The 22,380-nt window shown below is 70.8% G+C and carries 21 protein-coding genes and 1 tRNA gene; 14 read left to right on the top strand and 8 right to left on the bottom strand.

All coding sequences use genetic code 11. From position 1 onward, the window contains the following. The first annotated feature begins 76 nt into the window (after positions 1–76). From IE247_RS29120 to IE247_RS29105, 4 genes are all read left to right on the top strand, one after another. Positions 77–676 (top strand): histidine phosphatase family protein, encoded by a 600-nt coding sequence (locus IE247_RS29120; protein WP_190126308.1) that lies wholly within the window; start codon positions 77–79, stop codon positions 674–676. Positions 677–830: 154 nt separating this feature from the next. Then, complete coding sequence (locus IE247_RS29115) at positions 831–1,172, top strand: DUF8844 domain-containing protein (RefSeq protein WP_190126307.1); 342 nt, start codon at positions 831–833, stop codon at positions 1,170–1,172. A 204-nt stretch (positions 1,173–1,376) separates the two neighbouring features. After that, entirely contained in the window at positions 1,377–2,012 is a 636-nt protein-coding gene (locus tag IE247_RS29110; RefSeq protein ID WP_190126306.1) for a bifunctional DNA primase/polymerase, read from the top strand. Further along, positions 2,003–2,076: transfer RNA gene (locus IE247_RS29105), tRNA-Lys, on the top strand. The genes IE247_RS29110 and IE247_RS29105 overlap by 10 nt, the downstream gene beginning before the upstream one ends. Positions 2,077–2,136: 60 nt before the next feature. Here the strand turns inward: IE247_RS29105 and IE247_RS29100 are convergent. Beyond that, positions 2,137–3,327 (bottom strand): M6 family metalloprotease domain-containing protein, encoded by a 1,191-nt coding sequence (locus tag IE247_RS29100; RefSeq protein ID WP_229869427.1) that lies wholly within the window; start codon positions 3,325–3,327, stop codon positions 2,137–2,139. A gap of 567 nt (positions 3,328–3,894) precedes the next feature. On the opposite strand from IE247_RS29100, the gene IE247_RS29095 reads away from it, so the two are divergent. Further along, positions 3,895–5,697, top strand: a complete 1,803-nt coding sequence (locus IE247_RS29095; RefSeq protein WP_190126305.1) for a putative bifunctional diguanylate cyclase/phosphodiesterase — start codon at positions 3,895–3,897, stop codon at positions 5,695–5,697. A 173-nt stretch (positions 5,698–5,870) separates the two neighbouring features. On the opposite strand, the gene IE247_RS29090 is transcribed toward IE247_RS29095, so the two are convergent. From IE247_RS29090 to IE247_RS29080, 3 genes are all read right to left on the bottom strand, one after another. Continuing rightward, positions 5,871–7,589 (bottom strand): glycosyl hydrolase family 18 protein, encoded by a 1,719-nt coding sequence (locus tag IE247_RS29090; protein ID WP_190126304.1) that lies wholly within the window; start codon positions 7,587–7,589, stop codon positions 5,871–5,873. A 228-nt stretch (positions 7,590–7,817) separates the two neighbouring features. Further along, the gene (locus IE247_RS29085; protein WP_190126303.1) at positions 7,818–8,930 is read right to left on the bottom strand and encodes an LLM class flavin-dependent oxidoreductase; all 1,113 of its coding nucleotides are present in this window, start codon (positions 8,928–8,930) and stop codon (positions 7,818–7,820) included. Between the two features lie 186 nt (positions 8,931–9,116). Then, positions 9,117–9,830, bottom strand: coding sequence for an aspartate racemase/maleate isomerase family protein (locus IE247_RS29080; RefSeq protein WP_190126302.1), 714 nt, complete (start codon positions 9,828–9,830; stop codon positions 9,117–9,119). 101 nt (positions 9,831–9,931) lie between these two features. Between IE247_RS29080 and IE247_RS29075 the strand changes: the two genes are divergently transcribed. Further along, positions 9,932–11,188: an amidase family protein gene (locus IE247_RS29075; protein WP_190126301.1), complete on the top strand. Its 1,257-nt coding sequence runs from the start codon at positions 9,932–9,934 to the stop codon at positions 11,186–11,188. Between the two features lie 23 nt (positions 11,189–11,211). Here the strand turns inward: IE247_RS29075 and IE247_RS29070 are convergent, their stop codons facing one another. Continuing rightward, positions 11,212–11,793 (bottom strand): CGNR zinc finger domain-containing protein, encoded by a 582-nt coding sequence (locus tag IE247_RS29070; protein WP_190126300.1) that lies wholly within the window; start codon positions 11,791–11,793, stop codon positions 11,212–11,214. Between the two features lie 143 nt (positions 11,794–11,936). On the opposite strand from IE247_RS29070, the gene IE247_RS29065 reads away from it, so the two are divergent. Genes IE247_RS29065 through IE247_RS29055 form a run of 3 tightly spaced genes read left to right on the top strand, consistent with a single transcriptional unit; the run spans position 11,937 to position 13,566 of the window. Beyond that, complete coding sequence (locus tag IE247_RS29065) at positions 11,937–12,557, top strand: AzlC family ABC transporter permease (protein WP_190126299.1); 621 nt, start codon at positions 11,937–11,939, stop codon at positions 12,555–12,557. After that, positions 12,557–12,868 carry an AzlD domain-containing protein gene (locus tag IE247_RS29060; protein ID WP_190126298.1) on the top strand — a complete coding sequence of 104 codons (312 nt, stop codon included), beginning with the start codon at positions 12,557–12,559 and terminating at the stop codon, positions 12,866–12,868. The genes IE247_RS29065 and IE247_RS29060 overlap by 1 nt, the downstream gene beginning before the upstream one ends. A gap of 14 nt (positions 12,869–12,882) precedes the next feature. Further along, the gene (locus tag IE247_RS29055; protein WP_190126297.1) at positions 12,883–13,566 is read left to right on the top strand and encodes an RraA family protein; all 684 of its coding nucleotides are present in this window, start codon (positions 12,883–12,885) and stop codon (positions 13,564–13,566) included. 118 nt (positions 13,567–13,684) lie between these two features. Here IE247_RS29055 and IE247_RS29050 read toward each other — a convergent pair whose 3' ends face one another. From IE247_RS29050 to IE247_RS29040, 3 genes are all read right to left on the bottom strand, one after another. Then, positions 13,685–15,448 (bottom strand): S9 family peptidase, encoded by a 1,764-nt coding sequence (locus IE247_RS29050; protein ID WP_190126296.1) that lies wholly within the window; start codon positions 15,446–15,448, stop codon positions 13,685–13,687. Between the two features lies 1 nt (position 15,449). Beyond that, positions 15,450–16,523 carry a hypothetical protein gene (locus IE247_RS29045; RefSeq protein WP_190126295.1) on the bottom strand — a complete coding sequence of 358 codons (1,074 nt, stop codon included), beginning with the start codon at positions 16,521–16,523 and terminating at the stop codon, positions 15,450–15,452. Between the two features lie 378 nt (positions 16,524–16,901). Then, positions 16,902–17,975, bottom strand: a complete 1,074-nt coding sequence (locus IE247_RS29040) for a hypothetical protein (RefSeq protein WP_190126294.1) — start codon at positions 17,973–17,975, stop codon at positions 16,902–16,904. A 413-nt stretch (positions 17,976–18,388) separates the two neighbouring features. On the opposite strand from IE247_RS29040, the gene ehuB reads away from it, so the two are divergent. The 5 genes from ehuB to IE247_RS29015 all read left to right on the top strand — a co-directional run. Next, positions 18,389–19,303 carry an ectoine/hydroxyectoine ABC transporter substrate-binding protein EhuB gene (gene ehuB / locus IE247_RS29035; RefSeq protein ID WP_190126293.1) on the top strand — a complete coding sequence of 305 codons (915 nt, stop codon included), beginning with the start codon at positions 18,389–18,391 and terminating at the stop codon, positions 19,301–19,303. Beyond that, on the top strand, positions 19,300–20,055 hold the full coding sequence (gene ehuC, locus IE247_RS29030) for an ectoine/hydroxyectoine ABC transporter permease subunit EhuC (RefSeq protein WP_190126292.1): 756 nt from the start codon (positions 19,300–19,302) through the stop codon (positions 20,053–20,055). The genes ehuB and ehuC overlap by 4 nt, the downstream gene beginning before the upstream one ends. After that, on the top strand, positions 20,052–20,702 hold the full coding sequence (gene ehuD, locus IE247_RS29025; protein WP_190126291.1) for an ectoine/hydroxyectoine ABC transporter permease subunit EhuD: 651 nt from the start codon (positions 20,052–20,054) through the stop codon (positions 20,700–20,702). The genes ehuC and ehuD overlap by 4 nt, the downstream gene beginning before the upstream one ends. Positions 20,703–20,790: 88 nt before the next feature. Continuing rightward, on the top strand, positions 20,791–21,543 hold the full coding sequence (gene ehuA, locus IE247_RS29020; protein ID WP_229869426.1) for an ectoine/hydroxyectoine ABC transporter ATP-binding protein EhuA: 753 nt from the start codon (positions 20,791–20,793) through the stop codon (positions 21,541–21,543). A 158-nt stretch (positions 21,544–21,701) separates the two neighbouring features. Continuing rightward, on the top strand, positions 21,702–22,380 hold a 679-nt coding region (locus tag IE247_RS29015), incomplete at its 3' end, for an IclR family transcriptional regulator (RefSeq protein ID WP_190126289.1).

Genomic DNA, 22,380 nt, shown 5'->3' with positions numbered 1-22,380 from the left:
CCGAAGGTTGCCTCGATGATGTTTGAGCGATGATGGAACGCCATCACCAGCGCTTATTACCTACGGAGGCCGTGATATGGCACCGCGGATCCTGCTCGTCCGGCATGGTCAGACCGAATGGTCCCTGTCCGGCCGCCACACCGGTCGGACCGATCTTCCCCTGCTGGAGGAGGGCCGGAGCGGGGCGAAGCTGCTGGGAGAGCGGCTGCGGCACTCTCCCTGGTCCTCGCTGGAGGGGGTGGAGGTGCGCACCTCTCCGCTGGTGCGCGCTTCGGAGACCTGTGAGCTGGCCGGGTTCGGCGACCGGGCGAGCGACTGGGACGCACTGATGGAGTGGGACTACGGGGCGTACGAGGGGCTGACCCCGCCGCAGATCCGTGAGATCGCGGGCCCGGACTGGGTCATCTGGCGGGACGGGGTGCGCGGCGGTGAGGCGCTCGCCGAGGTCTCGGCGCGGGCGGACGAGGTCGTGGAGTGGGCGCGCTCCGCCGACCGGGATGTGCTGGTCTTCGCGCACGGTCACATCCTGCGGGTGCTGGCGTCCCGGTGGCTCGGGCTGGACCCGGCGTTCGCGGCCCGGCTGAAGCTGGATCCTGCCTCGCTGTCGGTCCTGGGGTGGGCGTACGGCGCTCCGGCGGTGGACCGCTGGAACGACGCGGGGCATCTGGAGGGCTGACCGGAGGGGCGGGGGCCGGTCCGGGGCGGGGCGGGACAGGCGGGGCCGGGGCGGGCCCCGGGGCCCCTTCGTCCGGCTCCGCCCTCTTGCGCCGCCCTGGACAATGGAGGGCGGTCCGGATCACCCGGCTCCCCGTGCGAGGAGGAAGCAGCACATGGCGGAACCCCAGCAGCCGGCTCGCAGGACGCGGCCCGCGCCCCTGCTCTTCGAGCCTTCGGAGGCCGTCGCCGATCCGGAGCACTTCTTCGACCTGGAGTCGATGGCCGACCCGCGTGAGCTGCTCGCCCGCTCGACCGAGCTGGCGCTCGCCTTCCGCGCCGCCGCCGACCGGGCGGTGGAGTTCCAGGCGATGGCCGCCGCGCAGCTCGCCGATCCGCGGCGGTTCGACCGGCTCACCCCGGGGGATGTGGCCGACCGCGCCGGGTGGACCGAGGACTACGCCCGGAAGATGATCGAGTTCGGCCGGAGCCTGCTCAGGGACGGGACGAACCAGTAGACCGGCCGGGCCGACGGACCGGTCGGCGACCCGATGGGTGACCCGGTCGGCGGACCGGCCGACGGTCGGGCCGACGGTCCGATCAGCTGACCGGACCGAGGCACCTGGCATATGCGGGGCGCACGATACTCCCCCGTACTCGCCCCTGTCCCCGTTTTCGCCGACACTCGGCGACCGCTCTGTCACTCCGGGTAGACCTGAGGCATGAGCGGATGGCTGCGCGACACCGAAGAGGACCGCCGGACCGACCTCCGAACCCCGGCCGACGACACGATCGAGCGGGAGGTCTCCCGGGTCTGCGGCCCGGGGGCCGACTGGCTCGCCTCGGCCGGGGCGTACCCGCGCTCGGTGCTGGCCCTCTGGGAGGCCAGACCGACCGAGCCCGCCGTGCTGCCCTGCGGCTCGGTCTTCGACGTCGTCAATGTGCCGGCGGTCTTCGGCCGGCAGCTGCTGGACCGGCTCCGGGAGGAGGGCCCGGGCTCCGGCCCCGTCGCCGCCCACCGGGGGCGGATGCTGATCTTCGCCACACCGGGCTCGGCGGGCCGGCTGCCCGCGCTGCTGCGCTGGGAGGAGTGGGGCGGCGCGGTGCCGCCGCTGCTCTGTCACGGCACCGGCGACGCGGTGACCGTGCCGCCCCTGGAGGAGAGCGGCGGGGCCGGGTCCGGCTCGCGCTGGGTGGTGGCCCCGGGGGCCCGGCACCCCTGGCTGCCGGGGCCCGAGGTGCTGCTCTGGGCCTGTGTCCGGGCGGCCAGGGCCCTCGCCGCCCCGGATGTGCGCATATCGATTTTTCACCGTCCCGACCAGGGTGCTAAGGTCTACGACGTCAGCAGGCGCCGCTAGCTCAGTTGGTTAGAGCAGCTGACTCTTAATCAGCGGGTCCGGGGTTCGAGTCCCTGGCGGCGCACAGACGGAAAGAGCCCCTCGGCATTGCCGAGGGGCTCTTTCGTGTCCCCTTGCGCCCCTGCTACGCCGTGGTGATCTTGACCGTCCAGGACCCCGACCCGGTGCGCTCGGAGACCTCCACCCGGGTCCGCTCCTCGGGCAGGGTGAAGGTCTCCCCCACCCCCAGCGGCGCGTCCGCCAGCTCCGGATAGACCGACTGGTCCCAGCACGCCTCACTCTCCGGATGGGTGTCGATCACCTCGATGGGCCCGCCGCCGGACGCGGTGTCCGACTGCACCCGGTACAGCAGCACCCCCTCGGTGCAGAGCGACTCGTCGTTGCCCGACGCGCCGCGCGCCTCGATGGCGATCGCGGTCCCCTCCCCGGTGCGCACCACCGCCAGCCGGGTGCCGAGACCGCCGCCCGGCGCGGGCGCGGAGATCGGCTCCAGGGTGATCAGCTCCGGTCCCGTCACACAGCGCACGGCCCGCCCGTCCAGCCAGCCCAGCTTCCACTTGTGCCAGCCGAAGAGATCGGGGGCCATCCCGAACTGGCTGCCCATCACGTCCCAGTCGCCGACATAGGTGTCCCAGTCGCCCTTGCCGTCCGTCGGCCGGTGATAGAGATCCGGCAGGTCGAAGACGTGCCCGGTCTCATGGGCGAGGACATTGCGATCGGGCGGATGCCGCTCGAAGACCGTGACCACCCTCTTGATCGGGACGCCGTCCGCGCGCAGCGGCCGGTCGAAGTTGACGACCTTGGTGGCGTCGGAGTCCACTCCGGGCGCGTCCGGGTCGGCGACCAGATAGACGATGTCGTAACGGGAGAAGTCGACCTGCCGGTCGGCGGCGGCGAACGCGTCCCTGAGGTACGCGCCCCGCCGCCCGGGCTCCCAGTCGCGGCTTATCCCGTACTCCGTGGACTCCTTCGGCATCCGCACCCAGTCGGGCTGCGGATGCGCGCGCAGCCGGAACTTCCCGTAGGAGGCGCGCTCGAAGAATTCGCTGGTGGCGGGGAAGTGGTCGGCGGCCAGCAGCTCCGGGGAGTGGTTCGGGGCGGCGTCCGGGAAGGACAGGAAGATCATGACCGCGTCCAGCTCGCGGAGCGGGCGCGGATAGGCGGCGTTCCAGGTGTCCAGGCCCAGGGAGTGATGGGCCTCGGTCCGCGACAGCAGACAGGGGGCGGTGGAGGCCTTCGCCACCGCCGGTCCGGCGACCAGGGAGGTGGCGGCGATCGCCATCAGCGAGGTCAGGGCCGCCGCCGCGCTGCGCAGCCGGCCGCGCTCGCCGCCGCCGCCGTCCCCGCCTGACGCGCCGGGGCCGGGAGCGCCCGGTGGGGGCGGCGCGCCCGGAGCGCCGGGCGGGTCGGCGGGGTCGTACGGGGCGTACGGGTCCGGCGTGTCGCCGGCATCCGGAGCCACAGGCTCCACTCCCTCGGGTGTTCCCGCGGGTGACTGCTGACCCTCCACGTAGACCTCCGGCTGCGGAATGGGAGACACCTCGACCACCTTGTGGTGTTTTCCTGGTGTACGTCCTGTTCCGGTGCCCCAGTCGAGTGACCTTCCCGAGACCAGTCCGTCATCCGGCCGAGATACACCGACACTCCGAGAGGTCACGGAATGTCACATCCGGTCGCTCTGACACCGACCTCGATAAAGACCCGCGCAGAAACGATCGACCGGGCCCCTGAGCGGGCACCACCCATGTGGCGGAGCTGGTACGGCGCTGGGAGCAGCCCCTATGATCGGCACACTTTCCCGACCTCTTTGCCCAAGTACCCGACCTTTCCCGACCACATCTGTACGCCCCTGCACGACACAACTGCACTACGGGAGTGAGCGGTGAGCGCAACCTCCGAAGGAACAGGGCCCACGGGAGTCGCAGCCCCCGGCCGGACCCGGCAGCGGATCACGGAGCGTAACGGCTGTTCCATCTCCGAACTGCGCGACTACCGTGCCGCGTTCGCCGCGGCCCATGTCGCCATGGCCCTGGTCGACAACAAGGGCCAGATCCTCAGCGCCAACCCGGCGCTCGGCGCGCTGCTGGGCACCGCTCCGGCGGTGCTCTGCGGCCGGCCGGCGGCCGAGCTGATCGATCTCGCCTCGGACCGCCGCATCTGGCACGCGTACCGCGAGGTGCTGCGCGGCCGGCGCTCCCGCTTCCGCTGTACCCGCCGGCTCAAACACCCCGACGGGCGCACGCTCTGGGCCGAGGTCACCCTCGCCCCGCTGCCCGAGAGCGGCGGTGTGCTGCTCTGTGTCGCGGACGTCGGCGACCGGCGCGCGCTGAGGGCCCGGCTGCGCCATCTCCAGATGCACGACGCGGTGACCCGGCTGCCCAATCGGACGCTGTTCTTCGAACGGCTCACAGCGGCGCTGGAGTCCTCCGCCTACGACGAGGGCTCCACCGGCCGGATCGGGCTCTGCTACCTCGATCTGGACGGCTTCAAGGCGATCAACGACACCCTCGGCCACCGGGTCGGGGACCGGCTGCTCGCCGCGGTCGCCGGGCGGCTCTCGGAGTGCGCCGGGGGCGACCGCGAGGCCGACGGCGGCCATCTGGTGGCCCGGCTCGGCGGCGACGAGTTCGCGGTGCTGGTGGAGGACTCCACCGGTACGGAACAGCTCGCCGATGTCGCCCGGTCCGTGCTGGAGGCGCTCCAGCGGCCCTTCGACCTCGACGGGCAGCGGCTCTCGGTCTCGGCCTCGATCGGCGTGGTCGAGCGCACGGTCGCCGGGACCACCGCCACCGCGCTGATGCAGGCCGCGGACACCACGCTCTACTGGGCGAAGGAGGACGGCAAGGCCCGCTGGACCCTCTTCGACCCGGAGCGCAACGCCCACCGGGTGACCCGCCAGGCGCTCGCCTCCACCCTGCGGCCCGCCGTGGAGCGCGGCGAGTTCGCCCTGGAGTACCAGCCGCTGGTGGGGCTCGCCGACGGGACGATGCTCGGCGTGGAGGCCCTGGTGCGCTGGGAGCACCCGCAGTTCGGGACTCTCGCGCCGAATCGGTTCGTCGGGATCGCCGAGGAGGACGGCTCGATCGTCCAGCTCGGCCGGTGGGTGCTGCGCACGGCCTGCCGGCAGGCGCGGCAGTGGCAGCGGGACCATCCGAAGTCGCCGCCGCTGTTCATGAGCGTCAATGTCGCCGTACGGCAGGTCTGGGACTCGGACCTGGTGGCGGACGTGGCCGAGATCCTGGCGGAGACCGAACTGGAGGCCGGGCTGCTCCAGCTGGAGCTGACCGAGTCGGCGGTGATGGGCTCGGCGGGCCGGCCGCTCCAGGCGCTCCAGGCCCTCAGCGACATGGGGGTGCGGATCGCCATCGACGACTTCGGGACCGGTTATTCGAATCTGGCCTACCTCAGCCGGCTTCCGGTGTCGGTGCTGAAGCTGGACGGCTCGTTCGTCCGGGGCTTCCAGGACGAGGCGCATCCCAACCCGGCCGACGAGACGATCGTGGAGGCCATGGTCCAGCTCGCCCACCGGCTGGGGCTCACCGTCACCGCCGAGTGCGTGGAGACGGCCGGGCAGGCGGACCGGCTGCGCCGGATCGGCTGTGACACCGGACAGGGCTGGCTGTACTCGCGGGCCGTGCCCCCGGCCCGGATCGGTGAGCTGCTCGGTGCGCCCCTGTCCGCCTGAGGCGCGCGCGGAGGACGGGCGGGAGAAATGGATACCGCCCCCGGCCGGAAGTGGTGGGCTTCCGGGCGGGGGCGGCAGTGTGGGGGGACTCGGCAGTCCGGTGCGGCCCGGTCCCCGCCGGCCGGGTGGGGCCGTCCGGCGGGGACCTTCACGGGCCGGGTGTCAGCTCATTCTCAGCAGGGACCCTGGTCGCGCCAGACGCCCCACTGGCCCGTGGTGCCGGGCTCTTCGCCCGTCGTCCACCAGCCGGCCTTCCAGGTGCGGCCCTTGTGCGAGACCAGCCCGTTGGTGTTGTACGTGCCGCTCGCGGTCCAGGCCGGCGCCGTGCAGCCGGGCAGCGGCTGCGAGGGAGACGGATTGGGGTTGCTGGGCGACGGGTTCGGGTTGCTCGGCGAGGGGTTGGGGTTGCTCGGCGACGGGTCCGGGGTGCCCGGGGAGGCGCCGACCGCCGCGACGATGTCGTTGAGCAGGGTGGTCTGGTTGTCCAGGCCGATCAGGGAGTAGAGCATCGCTCCGCCCAGACCGCGCTGGTGACCGTAGTCGGCGCGGGCCTGGATCGCCCGCTTGTCCAGACCGGTGAAGAACTCGCCGTCCTTGTAGAAGTACGCGGCCTTCGCCTCGTCGTCCCAGAAGGTCGTCGCCGGGTTGTCGACGATGCCGCCGAGCTCCTTGTAGTTGGCGATGCCCGGCTGCTGGCTGAGCGGACGCGGGGCGCTGCCGCCGTTCGCGGAGCCGCCGAGGCCGTTCTTGGTCCCGGCCGGGACGTTCTTCCAGCCCCGGTAGTACATCTCGTACCCGAGGGTGAGCTTCTTCGCCGGGAAGCCGCCCGCGATGCCGTAGGCGGGCTTGCCGTCGATCCAGGCGTCGATCGCGTTGTCGATCGAGTACTTCTCGTTGCCCGGCGCGATCGGGTCGGTCGGGTCGGAGGCCGGGGAGTACAGGGGCGACTGGTGGTACGTCGGGCCCTGGGAGCGCCAGGATCCGTGCATGTCGTACGTCATGATGTTCGCGTAGTCGAGGTACGCGCCCACCTTGTCCGTCTCGATGTGCTTGATCTTGTCCTGGCCGGCCGGCATGGCCGCCGTCAGCAGGTACTTCTTACCGCCGTTGGCCGCGCCGTAGGCGTCGAGCTGCTTGCGGAACTCGGCGAGCAGCAGGGTGAAGTTGGCCTTGTCCTCGGGGCCGTAGTGGTTGCCGAGGTGGCCGCCGTTCGAGCCCGGGTACTCCCAGTCGATGTCGATGCCGTCGAAGATCCCGGCGGCGGTGCCCGGGCCTCCGTAGCCGTCGGCGACCGGCAGATCGCCGGTGAGGTACTGCTTGATACAGGAGGCCACCAGCTTCTTGCGGCTGGCGTCGGTCTTCGCGGCGTCGTGGAAGTACTTGGAGAAGGTCCAGCCGCCGAGCGAGATGTTGATCTTCAGCTTGGGGTGCTTGGCCTTCAGCTTCTTGAACTGGTTGAAGACGCCCGCGATCGGCTGGTCCCAGCGGTCGGCGACCCCGTCGACGCTGTCGGCGGCGGAGAAGGTGCGCTGGTAGTCGGCGTACGAGTCGCCCGCGCCGTCACCGGCGTTCGGGTTGTTGTCGTCGCCCGCGGCCTTGTTCGCCTGGAAGCAGGTCAGATCCGTGGGGTGGATATTGCCGAACGAGTAGTTGATGATGTCCAGCTTGCCCGCCATGCCGCGGGTGTCCAGGTGCTTCGGGTAGAAGGCGTTGCCGTACACGCTCCACTGGTCGTAGTACGCGATCTTCACGCCGCCGGTCGCGGGGGCGGTGGCCGCCGCGGTCGCGGTGGCGGACTCGCTCGCCGTGCTGGTGGCGGCGAACCCGGCCAGCGTGCCGGCGGCGAGTGCCGCCGTCGTCAGGGCCGCGATCAAGGGTCTGCGGGAGCTCACGAGCAGCCTCCGTGTGGGGGAAACGGGGCTCCTGAAACAGGAGTTGGGGGGAGACGGCCGGCGACCGGATGGCCGTCGTGATTGGTCTCGACCAATGAAGGACTAGACCAATCTCGGCGAGAAATCGCTCGTCAACGCCGTTCAGGCATAAGAAAAGCCGCTTGCCATCTCCATGACAAGCGGCTTAAGGACCGGTTAAGGGTGTGTTGAACAAGCCATAGGAACCGTTCAGGAATGAATCACCTCGGAAGCCGCCTCTCGGGGCAACTCGTAGGCATCGGCGATCAGTTCGTAGGAACGCAGCCGCTCCTCCCCGCCGTGCGCCGGGGCGGTCAGCATCAGCTCGTCCGCGCCCGTGCGCTTCCGGAGACGGTCGAGCCCGTCGCGCACGGCGTCCGGCGTGCCGTGGACGACATCGGCCATCCAGCTCTGGGAGAACTCGCGCTCCGCCGCCGTGAAGGGATACGCCTCGGCCTCTTCCGGGGAGGGGATCAGACTGGGCCTGCCGGACCGCAGCCGCAGCATCGACAGCGAGGACGCGAGCACCTGCCGCCGGGCCGACCGCTCGTCCTCGGCCGCCAGCGCGGAGACGCCGATCAGGGCGTACGGGGCCGAGAGCGCGGCCGAGGGCCGGAAGGACTGCCGGTACAGATCCAGCGCGGGCACGGTGTTGCGCGCCGAGAAGTGGTGGGCGAAGGCGAAGGGCAGCCCCAGCACCCCGGCGAGGCGGGCGCTGTAGCCGGAGGAGCCGAGCAGCCACAGCGGCGGCCGGGCGGCCGGGCCCTGCACCGGCCCGGGGACGGCGTGGATACGGGCGTACGGATGGCCGTCGGGGAAGTCGTCGTCCAGGAAGCGGGTCAGCTCGGCGAGCTGCTGCGGGAAGTCGTCCGCGCCCGGGTCCGCCTGGCCGCCCCGGCGCAGCGCGGCGGCGGTCCCGCCGTCGGTGCCGGGGGCGCGGCCGAGCCCGAGGTCGATCCGGCCCGGGGCCAGCGCCTGAAGGGTGCCGAACTGCTCGGCGATCGCCAGCGGCGCGTGGTTGGGGAGCATCACCCCGCCGGAGCCCAGCCGGATGCGCCGGGTGTGGGCGGCGAGATGGGCCAGGATCACGGCCGGCGAGGAGGAGGCGACACCCGGCATGGAGTGGTGCTCGGCCACCCAGTGGCGGTGGAAGCCGCGCGACTCGGCGAGGCGGGCGATGCGGACGCTGGTGCGCAGCGCCTCGGTGGAGGTGGTGCCCGCGCCCACGGTGACCAGGTCGAGCACGGAGAGGGGGGTGGGGGCGGTGCCGAGGGCCGCTCCGCCGACGGTGTCGGGGGTGTCGCCGGGGGCTGTCGGGTGCACGGGCTCTGTCCTCCTGCGAATGGGCAACGTATAGCAGGAGTGACAGGAGGGAGTCTCCGTTTATTCCCGGCCGGTATTCCGGCGGATGTTCCGGCGGATGTTCCGGCGGATGTTCCGGCGGGAAGGGCCGTCGCGGCGAACGGCCTTGCGGCAGGCCCCGGATGGGGATTCCGGCTGCACGGCGGGTCAGGATTCCGGTTTGGCGAAGAGCGCGCCGAGGCGCAGGGCCCAGGCGCGGTGGTCGGCGAGGCGGAGCCCCTCCCAGACGGTGACCTGGTGGGCGGTGAGGACCGGTTTGCCGACGGCTTCCTCCAGCTCCGGCAGATGGGCCACCGTGTGCAGCGCCGGGTCCGGGATCAGCAGGACGTCCGCGCCGGGGCGGTCCGCCGCCCTCGCCAGCTCCAGGAGCTCCGCGCGGCCCCAGGAGCTGTACTCGTCCGCCCGGGGGCCGCCGCTCGGGGGCGGGGTGGCCACCTCGACGCCCGAGGCCCTGAGGAACTCGGTGAAGTGGGCGGTGGCCTCCCCCGAGTGCGCGGCGGCCACCGCGACTCTGGCCGCGCCCAGCCTCCGTACCGCGTGGACGAAGCCGAACGAGGTGCTCGAAGCGGGCAGCCCGGCCGCCCGGGCCAGGCCTCTGATCTGCCGGTGCGCCTCCTCCGGGCTCTGGAGCGGGCTGCCGCCGACACCGGTCCACACCACTGACTCGGCCCCCGCGAGCCGCAGCTCCTCGACGCCTGCCGCGAGCCGGCCGTCGCCCCCGGCCGCCCCGGAGGCCTCGGAGCCGTCGGGGGGCTCCGCGTCGACGACGACGAGCCTGATGTCGCTGTCCAGCAGCACCTCCAGCCTCGGATAGTCGTCCTCGGCCCAGTGCCCGGGGTGGAGAAGTCCGACCGTGGTCATGTCCAGCCTTCCTGTTCGTCGGGGTGTCCCGAGCGTCCCCGGGGTGGCCGGAAAAGCCGTTCCCGAACGTGGTCGGCGGGAAACGTGGGTACGTCCCCGGCATGACTGCCCCGCTGACCGAGCTGACCGCCCGCCGACTCCTCTCCGGCTTCGCCGCCGGGGACTTCACCCCCGTGGACGCGGTCCGCGCCGCACTGGACCGACTGGACCGGATCGGGAGCGTGCGGCCGGAGCCCGGCGCGTCACCCCGGCCGGACGCGTCGGCCGCGCTCGCCCGGGCCGAGGCATCGGCGGCGCGCTGGGAGCGCGGCGAGCCCCGGGGACTGCTCGACGGGGTCCCGGTGACCGTGGAGGAGTCGCTGTCGCCGTACGAGGGGACCGGCGGGACGGAGGCCCCCTCGGCGGCGCTGCTGCGGGAGCACGGCGCGGTCCTCGTGGGCCGGACCCCGGCCCGGGAGCCCGGCCCGCCCGGCTCCGCCCGCACCTCGGCCGTGGCCCTGGGCGCGGGCCCGCTCTCGCTGGGGACCGACGGCGGCGGCGCGATCCGCGTCGCGGCCTCCTTCAGCGGCGTCTTCGGGCTCAAACCCACCTACGGGCGGGTGCCGCACTTCCCCGCGGGCCCGTTCGGGGTGCTCGCGCATGTCGGACCGACGGCGCGGGACGCCGCCGACGCGGCGCTGATGCTCGATGTGATCAGCGGGCCGGACCGGATACGGCAAGAGGCGGAGGGCGGCGTCGAGGACGGCGTCAAGGGGCTGCGGATCGCCTACTCGCCCTCTTTCGGCGGCCAGGTCGCGGTGGACCCCTCGGTGGCCTCGGCGGTACGGGGGGCGGTGACCGCGCTCGCGGGCCTCGGCGCGTACATAACGGAGGCGGACCCGGACATGGCCGACCCGGTGGACGCGTTCCGGACACTGTGGTCGGCCTCGGCGGCCCGGCTGGCGCACCGGCTCGGCCCCGGGCGGCGGCGCTCGCTGGACCCGGCGCTGCTGGAGACCGCGGCGGCGGGGGCGCGGATCAGCGCGGTGGAGTATCTGGCCGCCGAGGAGGCGCGGGCCGGGCTGGAGCGGCGAATGGACCTCTTCCACACCTCGTACGACCTGCTGATCACCCCCACCGTGCCGGTCACCGCCGCCGGGGCGGCCCCGGGCCCGCGCGGCCGTGCCGGGTGGCCGCCGTTCGCGTACCCCTTCAACATGACCCGGCAGCCCGCCGCGAGCGTGCCGTGCGGGGTGGACGCGGACGGGCTGCCGATCGGGGTGCAGCTGATCGCCGCGCGGCACGCGGACGCGCTGGTGCTGAGGGCGGCGCACGCGCTGTACGAGGCGGGGGCGACGGCGGCCCCGGCCCGGAGCTGAGACGGGGCGGGGTCGCGCGGTGTTCACGGGGGCGAGCCGCGGCGGTCGGCGGCGGCGCCTCTCCGCCGGGCGCGGTGGGCCGCGGCGCTCGCCCGGTTGCCGCAGATCTGCGGACTGCAGTAACGGCGTGACTGGTTGCGGGAGATGTCGACGAACGCCTCTTCGCAGCGGTTGCCGTCACAGATGTGCAGGCGGCTCATTCCGGTGGTGGTGATGACTCCGAGGAGGCCCATGGCGGCGTTCACGGCGTACTGGTCGACGGGTGGGGCCTGCGGGTCGGCGACATGGAGGTGCCAGGGTTCACCGTCGTGGTTGGTGTAATGCGGCAGTGCGCGGTGGTCGGCGAGGATGCGGTTGAGGAGCGCGATGGCGGTCTCCTCGTCGGGAGCGCCGAAGACTTCGCGCAGGGCCGTCCTCAGGGCGCGGGCCCGGTCGAGGTCCTTGCGGGTGGGCACGCCCCTGATCCGGACCCCGTGGGCGACGAGCAGCTCCGCCAGCGCCGCCGGATCGGGCATCTTCTCCGTCTCACGGACCACGTTGTAGGTGTTGACCAGGTCCTCGGCCCATGTCGCCGGACCCTCGGAGTAACTAGTAAATCTCACCATGGCTCCGTATCATCTGCCGCAATGGTTCGTCTCGAAATGGAGCGTCGATGGACTCCCAAGAGGCTTTACCCCCTCCCGCCACCACGCCTGAAGGGTATTCTCCCCCGGTCGGTTTCAGGGAAGAGCTGCTGCGCGGAATGCGCATGGCGATCCCGCTGGCGATCGCCGTGTTCGGGTTCGCCGTTTCCTTCGGCGTGGTGGCCAGGGCCGCCGACATGGGAATCGTCGCGCCCATAGCCATGTCCTTGACGACCTTCGCCGGATCGGCCCAGTTCGCGGCCGCTTCGGTGGTCGGCACGGGCGGGGGCATCGCCGCGGCCATCGTGGCCGCCGTTCTGCTCAACTCCCGTTATCTGCCGATCGGGATCAGCGTCGCTCCGGCCATGACGGGCAACGCCGTCAAGCGTTTCCTCTCCGCACAGCTGGTGGTGGACGAGTCCTGGGCCGTGGGGCATCTGGGCGGGGGCCGCTATTCGCGCGGGCGGCTGCTGGGCGCGGGTGTCGTGGTCTACTGCGCCTGGGTGGGCGGCACGGCCGTCGGCGTGCTGGGGGCGCAGTATGTCGGCGACCCGCTGCGCTTCGGGCTGGACGTGGTCTCGCCCGTCCTCTTCCTCGCCCTGCTCAAGGGGCAGATCAGCGATCGGCGCGCCCTCGTGTGCGCGCTCCTCGGCGTCGCCGTCGCGCTGTCGCTGACACCGTTCGCCTCACCGGGCGTCCCGTTGATCGCGTCCACCGTCGTCTGCCTTCTGGGATTGAGGAAATGATGAGCGGAGTATGGCTGGCGGTGCTCCTCGTGGGCGCCGTGTCGATGGCGCTGAAGGCCGCCGGACCGGTGCTGCTGGGCGGGCAGGAGCTGCCGGACCGCATGCAGCGGGTGGTGGCCCTGATGGCGCCGACGCTGCTGGCGGCGCTGATCTCGACTCAGATATTCGCCAGCGGCCAGTCGCTGACGGTGGACGCCCGCGTGGTGGGTCTGGTCGTGGGCGCGTTCGGAGTCTGGCGGAACTGGCCCACCTTGCTCGTGGTGGTCCTGGGCACCGCGGCGGCGGCGATCACCCGGCTGATCACGGGATGAGAGGAACGGAACATATGAGCGCGGATCCGGCCGGCGGGCAGATCTGGCCGACGGCGGCATTGTGGGACGCGGGCATCCGGCTGGGCCACCGGCTCGTACTGCCGCCACTGCCCCTGCGACCGGCGGCGTCGGGGATGAGGCTCACCGGCCCGCTGCTCCGGATCCGGCACACCGAGGGCGTCGCCTCGATCCTGGAGGGCCTGGACGAGGCGCGCGAGGGGGATGTGCTGTTCATCGACAACGAGGGGCGCACGGACGAGGCGTGCGTGGGCGACCTGGTCGCGATCGAGGCGCGGCTGGCGGGAATGGCGGGCCTGGTGGTGTGGGGGTGTCACCGGGACACCGACGAGCTGGCCGTCATCGGACTGCCGGTGTTCAGCCTGGGGCCGTGCCCGTCGTCGCCCACGCCGCGCCCGGTCGGCGGCGTCGACGCGGGGCGGCCCTTCCCGTTCGAGTCGGGCGATGTCGCGGTGGGCGACTCCGACGGCCTGGTCGTCGTCCCCGCCGGGATGCACTCGGAGGTGGTGGATGTCGCCCGGGCCATCGTGAAGGCCGAGCAGCTCCAGGCCGAGAAGGCGCTTGGCGGAGTGAGCCTGCGCGAGCAGCTGCGCTGGGCGGAGTTCAAGAAGCACCGGCGGGAAGACCCGTCGTACACCTTCCGTGCGCATCTGTCCCGGGTGGGCGGGGCGCTGGAGTAGGAACCGGGCCCGTTTCAGGCGGGAGTGTGCCAGCGCAGCAGGAGGTCGCGGCGGCGCTGCGGGCGATGGACGACGATCTCCTGTCGGCGGCGTGTGTCCCCCGGGGCGCACAGGCAGATCATGGGAGCCTCCTCGCGGCGTGGATGTGCGTACGGGTGAACTCGATCTGGCGGCGGAAGACCGTGACGCGTTCCTCCACCGACGTCAGGCTGTGGCCCGCGTCCACCGCGTGGAACTCGACGGGCAGGCCGCGGGCTTCGAGATGGTCGGCGTAGGTGCGGGCCTGGTCGATGGGGCAGCGCGCGTCGTTGACGCCTGCGCAGATGAAGACCGGTGCGCGGACGGCGTCGGCGTAGGTCGCGGGCGAGGCGTCACGGTAGACCTCGGGGACTTCCTCGGGTGTGCCGCCGAAGAGACTGCGGTCGAGCGCCTTGATGTCGTCCATGGCCTGCCGGTGGGCGGCGGCGCAGTCGGCGACCGGGGCACCGGCCAGGCCGACGGTCCAGTCGTCCGGCCGGGTGCCGAGGGCCAGCAGGGTCAGATAGCCGCCCCAGGACCAGCCGGCCAGGACGAGGCGGTCGGGGTCGACGATCCGGTGGTCGACGGCCCACTGGCGTACCGCGGTGATGTCCTCGACCTCGGTGTGGCCGACGCGGCGCCTCAGGGCTTCCGTCCAGGCCCGTCCATAGCCTGTCGAGCCGCGGTAGTTGACGCGTACGACGGCGAATCCCTCGTCCGTCCAGGCCGCGGCCTCGGGGTCGAAGGCGTCCCGGTCGTGTTCGTCGGGCCCGCCGTGGAGCAGGAACACCGCGGGGTGCGGCCCGGTACCGGTCCGGGGCAGGCTCAGCAGGGCGTGGACGCGGCCGCCGGGGCCGTCGACCCACTCGTCGCGGACGAGCGCGGTCTGCGGCGGGCCGCCGGTGACGGGGAACCGCGGGTCGCTCTTGAGGGCCCGGAAGACGGGAGGGTGCGCGGAGTCGGACCATTGGAACCACACATCGCCGCCGGGCCGGGTACGGGCGTGCTCGACGGTGCCGTCGGGGATCTCCAGCCGGGTCAGCTCACGGGTGGCCAGGTCATAGCCGAATGCCTCGGAGCGCGCCTGATGGTCGTGGACGACCAGCAGGGAGGCGGCGTCCTGGGACCATTCGACGGAGGTCTCGCCGGGCAGCTTGAGGTCGAGGCTGACGCGCTCGCCCGTGAGCGGCTCGTGGATGACGGGCTCCCAGCGGTCCTCGCGCGGCTCCAGGACGAGCAGCCGGTTGTCACCGGGGACCGGGGAGAAGCCGACGGCCTCGCCGTCGAGGTCGGCGACGGCGACGCCGTCCGTGGTCAGGACGCGTACGCCCGGCTCCCACAGGTCGCCGCGCTCGCTGTGCGCGATGACGGCGAGGGTGAGGTCGCGGGAGAGATCGACGGCGTACGCGGGTTCCTCGTGCCGGTAGAGACGGCGGGACCCTCCGCCGGGCAGCACGAGGGAGATGTCGGTGCCCTGCTCGGTGGTGTGGCCGAGCAGGGCGTGTCCGCGCAGGCCGATGGCGAGTCCCGCGGGCCAGTACGGATCCATGTCGCGTACGGCCGGCTCGTCGGGGCCTCCGCCGAACGGCTGCCGCATCCACTGGCCGCGCTCGTCGCCGTCCGTGTCGGCGAACCACCACACGGCCTCGCCGGACGCCTCGATGGCGCAGTGCTGGGCGCCGGAGGGGCGATCGGTGACCTGCCGCAGTGTGCCGGCCGTGCGGTCCCAGCAGTAGACCTGTGCGTTGCCGGAGCGGTCGCTGACGAACACGCAGCGCTCCGCGGAGCTTTTGGCCCAGGCCGGGAGCGTGTAGCGCGGGGTGCGGAAGCGCTGTTCCCACAGCGGTGTGTTCTGGTCGGTCATGTCAGTGGCAGCCGCAGCTGGCCGCGGTGACGCGGTTCATCCGGCGGCGGGGGCTCGGCCCGGTGGCGGCGGTGGTGCCCGCTCCCGCCAGGGGCTCGGTGCCGCCGAGCGCGGTGAGGGAGCTGGTGGCGCATTCGAGAACGATCTGGAACTCGGTCAGCGGCAGCGAGCCGAGCAGCAGATGAACGGAGGCCGCGGCCCTGCCTGTGGCGACGGCGTTGGACTCGGAGTTGAAGGGCAGCTGAGGGGCGGCCGGGTTGATGCCGAACTCGACTCCGGCGACCTGGGAATGGCCCGGGTCGGCGGTGAAGAGCTGTGTCAGGGCGGCGGCCGCGGTCGCGGATCCCGTCTCGGTCGCCTTCATGTCGGTCACCGTCCCGTCCTCGACGGTGAGCACGAGCGGGTAGTGGGAAAGCCCGGAGAGCTTCTCGAACAGCTCGTGGCAGTGGGCCGTTCCCGTGGCGCGGGTGCGCACGACGGACCAGCCCTTCACGGCGATCTGCCCGGTGACGGTGGTGCCGGCGCCTGTGAGGTCCAGCCTCCGCAGGCCCGTGGGCGCGCTCTGCACGGCGCCGGGCAGGAAGGCGCCGGTGTCCGCCCGGGACCATGTCGGCGCGCCGAAGGTCACCTTGGCCACGGACTCGGTCAGAGCGTCTTCGAGGATCAGGCCGCCGGCCGCCGCCAGGGCGTCGCCGAGCGCGGTACCGGTCGGGCCGATGGCCTCGGGCTCGGCCTTCTCCAGTGATGCCAGGAGGCCGCGCAGTTGGTCGAGGGCGAGAGGGCCGGTGCCCGCGCGCAGGGCGGCGACGGTACGGCGCGGCCCCACCTCGACTGCGGGAGCTGTCAGCAGCCGGTCGTCATGGGCCACGACGAGGACATCGCTGTCCTGCGGGACGCCGGAGCGCAGTACGTCGGTCAGGGACTGCCCCTCCTCGGCCGTGACCGTGTCCCATGCTTCGTAACGGCTCGGGGGCTCGATCTGGAAAGAGTCGGAGAATCGCTGTTCCAGGACGAGTACGAACCGATTGTGGCCTGCCGGGTACTGGCGGTAGGCCTCAGGATTGACGATAATCACTGTGACGCTCCCAGAGCATTGTGCCAATGTGTCAGTGAGGCGGGCCGAGCTATCACCTCGGCCCGCCTCACTTACGGCACACCCGGCGCGATTCTTCTCAAGCGTTTCGCGCGTGGCGGCCAATTACCCGGCTCAGCCGAGGAGCGTGCCGAGGTAGTTGCTGTTCTTGCGAACCTTGATGGTCTTCTTCATGGCGAACACCTCCCCACCGTTACTCGATCCGGCAGGCGGCAGGACCTGAGATCCGGTCCTGCTGCCGGGCTCAGCCCAGCAGGGTGCCCAGGTAGTTGCTGTTCTTGCGAACCTTGATGGTCTTCTTCATGGCCGACACCTCCCTTCCGTCATGGATTCGCGCTCGCGCGATTCGCTCATGGCCGGTCAGACGACAGCGGCCATGCGAACGCTGGAAGCGCCGCCTTTGTCGCCCAGGACCACGCCACCGCTTTCGGTGTAGACGGTGGTGTCGGGCGAGATGATGTCGAGGTGGTATTGAGTGAAGGGAGTGAGGCCCAGCCCCCAGTGGAGGCAGCCCCGCTCACCGCCGTACACCTCGTTCATGGCATGGTTGCCCGGCAGAATGTCCAGGCTGGTATTGAGGGCATGTCCGATCTCCCAGACCAGCGCATAGCGCGAGTCGATCTCGAACATGGTCTCGAAGACCTTGGCGACCGCCGCGCCCTCCTTGCGGAAGGGGCGCAGTGAAGTGATCGTTCCCTTGGTGACGTCGCAGACCACCGCCTCGTGCTCCAGGCCGGCGAGCTTGCCGGAGAGGCGGGCCTGGTCCTTGCGGATGAACGACGGTGTACCGCTGTGCAGGATGGGGAATCCGCGGAACGCGATGCTTCCTTCGAGTGGAAGGTGCAGGTTCTCGTCGAATTCGACGATCTGCATCGGCAGGACGCTGATCTCTCCGGAGGGAACGATCTGCTGCTCTCCCCATTCGAGGGGGCCGGCCTGCTGGTTCCAGATCAGGCCGTCGGCGAGGTGGTCGAGTACGGCGCGGGTGCCGTGGCGCTCGTCGACGTAGAGCAGGTGATCGGTGGACTCGGCGAGCTGGAAGAAGCGGTCGCTGAACTCGCCCTGCTCCTTGGCCGAGGTCTTCTCGATGACTCCGATGAAGTGCCGGATGATGTCGAGATCGGCCGGCGTCGAGTTGCAGGCCATCCCCATCAGCTTGCGATTCGGGCCGAGGGCCTCTTCCGAGGGGGACTCAAAGAACCGGTACGGCGAGATGACCAAGGAATGCGACTGCTGAGGAATCGTTCCTGCGGCGAGCATCGCCTCAAAGTCATCGCCCTGCCCGATGAGGATGGTCCGGTATTCCGTATATGGCGCTTCCTTGACGATCTCCAGCTCGTTCTCGATCTCGCGGTTCGTGATCAGGCAGAAAACACTCCCCTCCGCCGACCCGAACTGACTGTACCGAGCGGGATTGATCTTGATCGTCGCCATAACCAGTCTTTCCCCTCAACAGTCCTTAGTTGATCGCTGCACGGCATATACAACATCACTCGACACGGGACACGCAATGCCACCTGGAAATACGGCCTGAATCAGAAGATGTTTAAACGGCGAGAAACAGAAAGCGGAGGAATTGAATCCGCGACCGCACCGTGACCATCTCGCGATTTTCACACGACCGGAGTTTGTCAAGTACGCATCATTTGTATAGCCAGAACGGCGAAGTTTCGCCATGATCAACACTACTAAACCGATATATGCCCCACTATGCGAAGTAAGTCGGCTTGCCCGGCAGTCGAGAGTGACGCATGTCACATTCAGCGCCTTGGGGGGCCGTCACCGCCGGGGCGGGCGGGGCCGAAGCGGTCCGCATAACGGCGGGGCGCCGGGGTAGCCGGGCGAGCATGGCCCGACCACCGGAGAGAACACGACAGACCGCCCGTCCCGCCCTGCGGCGGCGCTCGCTGCTGGCGGGAGCCGCGGCCCTGGGCGCGACGGGCGCGAGCGCCGGCTGCGCCAGGGTCGCGACGGGAAACGACGGCGACGGCGGCCGGCTGCTGGAGCAGCTGCGCGCGACGGGGACCGTACGGCTGGGGCTGGCGGGTGAGCAGCCCTACGGCTACATCGGCAAGGACGGGAGGATGACCGGCTCCGCGCCCGCCGTCGCCCGGCGGATCTTCAAGGAGCTGGGCGTGCCCGACGTCCAGCCCTTCCCCACCGAGTTCGGCTCGCTGATCGCCGGTCTGAATTCGCTCCAGTTCGATGTGGTGGCGGCCGGTATGTACATCAATCCGACCCGCTGCGAACAGGTCGTCTTCGCGGATCCCGAATATCAGATGCTCGACGCCTTCATCGTGGCGCGGGGAAACCCGAAAGAGCTGCGCACCTACCGGGACATCGCCGAGTCCGGCGCGAGGATGGCGACCGGGATCGGCTATGCCCAGATCGAGTACGCGAGAGAGGCCGGGGTCGGGAAGGTCACGACCCTCCCCGATCAGCTGGCCGGGCTGCTCGCCGTGGAACAGGGACGTATCGATGTCTTCGTCGGCACCGCGGTCACCGCGCGCAATGTGGTGCGGGAGACCGAGAGCACCCGTGCGGAGGTCATCGACGAGGTCACTCCCCATGTCGACGGGAAACCGGTCGTCAGCGCCGGCGGATTCGCCTTCCGGACCCCTGAGACCACACTCCGCGACGCGTTCAACCGTGAGCTGCGCAAGCTGAAGAAGAGCGGTGAGCTGCTGGAGATCATGCGGCCCTTCGGTTTCACGGCGGACCAGATGACGGATCTCACCGCCGAGGAGAAGTGCCGGTCATGAGCGAAATCACTCCGGGTCTGTGGGAAATCCTGCTGGACGGCGTCTGGATCACCCTCCAGCTGACCTTCCTCAGCGCCGCCCTCGCTGCGGCGGTCGCCTTCGTCACCGGTCTGGCGCGGCTGAACCGGCTCCGGATCGTCCGGTTCGCCGCCGGGGTCTACTTCGAGGTCTTCCGGGGCACGTCGGCGCTGATCCTGATGTTCTGGCTCTTCTTCGTGCTGCCGCTGGGCCTCGGCTGGCAGCTGGAGCCGATGTGGGCCGCCGTGCTGGCGCTGGGGCTCAGCTACGGGGCGTACGGCTCCGAGGTGGTGCGGGGCGCGGTCGCCGCAGTGCCGCGGGGGCAGCACGAAGCGGGCGTCGCCCTGAATCTGCCCCCCGGGCAGCGGCTGTGGCGGATCGTCCTGCCGCAGGCGTGGCCGGAGATGATCCCGCCCTTCAACAATCTGCTGATCGAGCTGTTGAAGGGGACGGCGCTGGTCTCCGTCATGGGAGTGTCCGACCTCGCGTTCGGCGCGGCGCTGGTGCGCAACGCCACAGGTCAGAGCGCGCCCGTGTACACGGTGATCCTGCTGGTGTACTTCGTGATCGCCTTCGCGATGACCCGGGGGATGCGGGTGCTGGAGCGCCGGGCGAGGGCCGGGGCGGGCGAGGGGCCGCCGCGGCGGGCGGCGCTCTCGCCGCGCCGGCTGTTCGCACCGCGCCGCCGGGCGGCGGCAGCAGCCGCCGCGAGCAGCGGGGGTGAGCGCCGGTGAACTGGGACTGGTCCGCCGTGGACGCCTTCCTGCCGCGCCTCGCGGACGGTCTGCTGGTCACCGCGCAGGCGCTGGCGCTGAGCGCGCTGCTGGCCTTCGGCCTCGGCCTGGTGTGGGCGGTGGCCCAGCGCTCGGGGCCCGCCCTGGTGCGCGGGCCGGTGGCGGTGTTCACCGAGTTCATCCGGAACACACCGCTGCTGGTGCAGCTCTTCTTCCTCTACTACGTCCTGCCCGAGTGGGGTCTGACCCTGTCCGCGATGGTGACCGGCGTGGTGGGGCTCGGTCTGCACTACTCGACGTACACCGCCGAGGTGTATCGCGCGGGGATCGAGGGCGTCCCCCGGGGCCAGTGGGAGGCGGCGACCGCGCTCAGCCTCTCGCGCGGCCGGACCTGGGGTGTGGTGATCCTGCCGCAGGCGATCCGCCGGGTGGCCCCGGCGCTCGGCAACTACGTCATCGCGATGCTGAAGGACACGCCGATGCTGTTCGTCGTCGGAGTGATGGAAATGCTCGGTGAGGCGCGGCAGTTCTCGTCCGAGACCTTTCTGACGGTCGAGGCGGTCACGGTCGTCGGCATCGCCTTCATTCTCCTCTCCTGTCCGGCATCCTTCCTCATGCGCACACTGGAGCGTCGTCTTGCCCGCTGACACCGCCAACGCCTACACCGACACCGATGCCGGGGGCCGCGCCCAGGGGCGCGCCACCGTCGGCACGGGCACGACCGCGGACGAACTCATCCGATTCGACCGGGTGACCAAACGTTTCGGCTCCAACACGGTCCTGGACTCGCTGGACTTCCGGGTCTTCCCCAAGAAGCACGTGACACTGATCGGGCCCTCCGGTTCGGGGAAGACCACGATTCTGCGGCTGCTGATGACCCTGCTGAAACCGGACGAGGGCACGATCACGGTCGACGGGACCCCGCTCTCCCACGAGGAGAGAAACGGAAAGCTGGTCCCGGCGGGCGAGAAACATGTCCGGGAGGTGCGGAAGAACATGGGAATGGTCTTCCAGCAGTTCAATCTTTTCCCGCACATGAGCGTGTTGCGGAATATCACCGAGGCCCCGGTCCAGGTACTGGGAATGTCCCGGGACGAGGCCGCCGAACGGGCCCTGGAACTCCTGGACATGGTGGGTCTCAAAGACCGCAGCGACACCTACCCGGGCCGGCTCTCCGGCGGGCAGCAGCAGCGGGTGGCGATCGCGCGGGCGCTGGCGATGCGGCCCAAGGTCCTGCTGCTGGACGAGGTGACGTCCGCGCTCGACCCGGAGCTGGTGGCCGGGGTCCTGGATCTGCTCCGGGACATCGCGCGCACCACGGACATCACCATGCTCTGCGTGACGCACGAGATGAGCTTCGCCCGGGACATCTCCGACTGCGTCATGATGTTCGACGAGGGGAAGGTCATTGAATTCGGCCACCCGGAGAAGATGTTCGGCGATCCTGAGCAGGAGCGGACCCGGGAGTTTCTGAGCGCGGTGCTCTGAGGTTCACAGGAGGATGTCGCGGGCATATGCCTTCCAGATAAGCTCGTGCAGCGCGCGGGGACGCACCCCGTATTCTCGCCAACAGCTCCCCCTTTGGATGCTCTTGGCCGCTATCGTGGTACGGATGCCGTGCGGCGACGACCTGCTAGGGGGAGACCGTGGCGCTGAAGCCGGAGCCGACCGCGCCGTTCCACTCGGTGCGGTACGTCCTGCGCGTTCTGGAGACGGTCTCCCGGCACTCCGGCGGGGTCACCGACGCGCAGATCGGCCGCGAGAGCGGGCTGCCCGCCGCGCATCTGTCCCCGCTGCTGGAGATGCTGCTGCGCGAGGGCTATGTCGAGCAGATCTCGGACGGCGCCTATGTGATCGGCGACTCTCTGGTGCTGCTGGGCTCCGGGGCCAGCCGGCAGCAGGCGCTGGAGATCAAGCTTCAGGACACCCTCGCGGAGATCCGCGACTCGGTGGGCGCCGCCGTCTACCTCAGCCGGTATGTGGACGGCGAGGTCAGGATCACGCAGTACGCGGACGGCCCGCGCACCCCCAAGGTCAATGAGTACGTCGACTTCCGCTTCGCGGCCCACGCCAGCGCGCTCGGCAAGTGCCTGCTGACCCAGCTCGACCCCAACGGCCGCCGCGACCATCTGGCCCGGCACAAGATCACCCGATTCACCTCGCGGACGATCACCAGCGAGAAGCTGCTCTTCTCCAAGCTGGACAGCCAGCCGCCCACGGTCCCGGTCCTCGATCTCCAGGAGTACGCGGTGGGCACCGTCTGCGCGGCCGTCCCGCTGACCGCCGGGGCGGCGGTGGGATGCCTGGCGCTCTCACTGCCGATCG

This window comes from Streptomyces inusitatus (genome assembly GCF_014651115.1).
GTDB lineage: Bacteria > Actinomycetota > Actinomycetes > Streptomycetales > Streptomycetaceae > Streptomyces > Streptomyces amakusaensis.
This window is presented reverse-complemented; position numbering and strand designations above follow the sequence as displayed.

Excerpts from the sequence above, each read along its gene's own strand:
- IE247_RS29070 (WP_190126300.1), bottom strand. The coding sequence starts at position 11,793 with ATGGTGAGATTTACTAGTTACTCCGAGGGTCCGGCGACATGGGCCGAG.
- IE247_RS29110 (WP_190126306.1), top strand. The coding sequence starts at position 1,377 with ATGAGCGGATGGCTGCGCGACACCGAAGAGGACCGCCGGACCGACCTC.
- IE247_RS29075 (WP_190126301.1), top strand. The coding sequence starts at position 9,932 with ATGACTGCCCCGCTGACCGAGCTGACCGCCCGCCGACTCCTCTCCGGC.
- ehuC (WP_190126292.1), top strand. The coding sequence starts at position 19,300 with ATGAGCGAAATCACTCCGGGTCTGTGGGAAATCCTGCTGGACGGCGTC.
- IE247_RS29120 (WP_190126308.1), top strand. The coding sequence starts at position 77 with ATGGCACCGCGGATCCTGCTCGTCCGGCATGGTCAGACCGAATGGTCC.
- IE247_RS29060 (WP_190126298.1), top strand. The coding sequence starts at position 12,557 with ATGAGCGGAGTATGGCTGGCGGTGCTCCTCGTGGGCGCCGTGTCGATG.
- IE247_RS29055 (WP_190126297.1), top strand. The coding sequence starts at position 12,883 with ATGAGCGCGGATCCGGCCGGCGGGCAGATCTGGCCGACGGCGGCATTG.
- IE247_RS29040 (WP_190126294.1), bottom strand. The coding sequence starts at position 17,975 with ATGGCGACGATCAAGATCAATCCCGCTCGGTACAGTCAGTTCGGGTCG.
- IE247_RS29080 (WP_190126302.1), bottom strand. The coding sequence starts at position 9,830 with ATGACCACGGTCGGACTTCTCCACCCCGGGCACTGGGCCGAGGACGAC.
- IE247_RS29115 (WP_190126307.1), top strand. The coding sequence starts at position 831 with ATGGCGGAACCCCAGCAGCCGGCTCGCAGGACGCGGCCCGCGCCCCTG.
- IE247_RS29050 (WP_190126296.1), bottom strand. The coding sequence starts at position 15,448 with ATGACCGACCAGAACACACCGCTGTGGGAACAGCGCTTCCGCACCCCG.
- IE247_RS29065 (WP_190126299.1), top strand. The coding sequence starts at position 11,937 with ATGGCGATCCCGCTGGCGATCGCCGTGTTCGGGTTCGCCGTTTCCTTC.
- ehuB (WP_190126293.1), top strand. The coding sequence starts at position 18,389 with ATGGCCCGACCACCGGAGAGAACACGACAGACCGCCCGTCCCGCCCTG.